Source organism: Aurantimonas sp. E1-2-R+4 (assembly GCF_036549515.1).
GTDB classification, from domain to species: Bacteria; Pseudomonadota; Alphaproteobacteria; order Rhizobiales; family Rhizobiaceae; genus Aurantimonas; species Aurantimonas coralicida_A.
In genome coordinates, this window is record NZ_JAZHLK010000136.1 from 1 (window position 1) to 1281 (window position 1281).

Sequence of the window (1281 nt, forward strand, 5' to 3'; positions counted from 1 at the left end):
ACGAAAAAAGGGCGGCCTGGTTTGACCGGACCGCCCTGATTGGCATGGGAATGTTGGTTTGTTTCAGCCGCGTTCGCGGCCTTGTCAGAACTCTTCCCAGGTATCGGTCTCGTTGGCGGCGACCGGCTGCGGCTTGCGGGCGGTGTTGCCGACGACCGCCAGTTGCGGCGCATGGGCCGCCGGCCGGGCGCCGGGCTTGCCCTTGCCGGAGGCCGGCTTGGCGGCGCCAAGCTCGAAGCGGTCGACCAGCCGGACCAGCTCGCTGGTCTCCTGGGTCAGCCGGTGCGAGGCAGCGGTCGATTCCTCCACCATCGCGGCGTTCTGCTGGGTCACCTGATCCATCTGGTGAACCGCCGTGTTGACCTCGGCCAGACCCGTCGCCTGCTCCTGCGCCGACGACGAGATCTCCCGCACGATGGTGTTGATCTCGCCGACCTGGGCGGCGATGTCCTTCAGCGCCTGACCGGTCCGGGCAACCAGATCGACGCCCTCGCCAACCTGCGCGGTCGAGGTCGAGATCAGCGTCTTGATCTCCTTGGCCGCGTCGGCCGAACGCTGGGCGAGCCCGCGCACTTCCTGGGCGACGACGGCAAAGCCGCGGCCCGCCTCGCCGGCCCGCGCAGCCTCGACGCCGGCGTTCAAGGCCAGAAGGTTGGTCTGGAAGGCGATCTCGTCGATCACCCCGATGATATTGCCGATCTGCTTGGACGAGGCCTCGATGCCATTCATCGCCTCGACCGCGTTGCCGACCACGACGCCGGATTCCTCGGCCCCTGACTTGGCCTTGGCGACCACGTCGCGGGCATGGTTGGCGCCCTCGGCGGTGCGCTTGACCGTCGCGGTGATCTCGTTCAGTGCCGCCGCCGTCTCCTCAAGGCTTGCCGCCTGCTGCTCGGTGCGCCGGGCCAGATCGTCCGAGGCCTGGCTGATCTCGCCGGTACCCGAGCGGATCGAGCCCGTCGTGCCGGCGATCGTCGACATGGTCTCGCTGAGCTCGTCCATCGCCGCGTTGAAATCGTCCTTCAGCTTCACATAGGCGTCGGGGAAACTCTGTTCGATGCGATAGGTCAGATCGCCGTCCGACAGCTTGGCGAGGCCCGAGCCGATCTCGCCGACCACCAGCTCCTGCTCCTGCGCCGTCATCTGCTGGCGCTCGCCGTTCTGGCGCCGCTCGGCCTCGGCCTCCTCGCGCCGCGTCACCGCCTCGGCCTCGACCCGCTGCTTTTCCAACGCCGCCTGCTTGAACGCCAACACCGCATTCGCCATCCGGCCAATCTCGTC

At 68.0% G+C, this 1281-nt stretch carries 1 protein-coding gene; it reads right to left on the reverse strand.

Annotated elements, in window-relative coordinates; translation table 11 throughout:
* Nucleotides 1-84: 84 nt before the first annotated feature.
* A partial coding sequence (locus tag VQ045_RS21710) for a methyl-accepting chemotaxis protein (RefSeq protein WP_331831605.1) occupies nt 85-1281 on the reverse strand: 1197 nt, incomplete at its 5' end.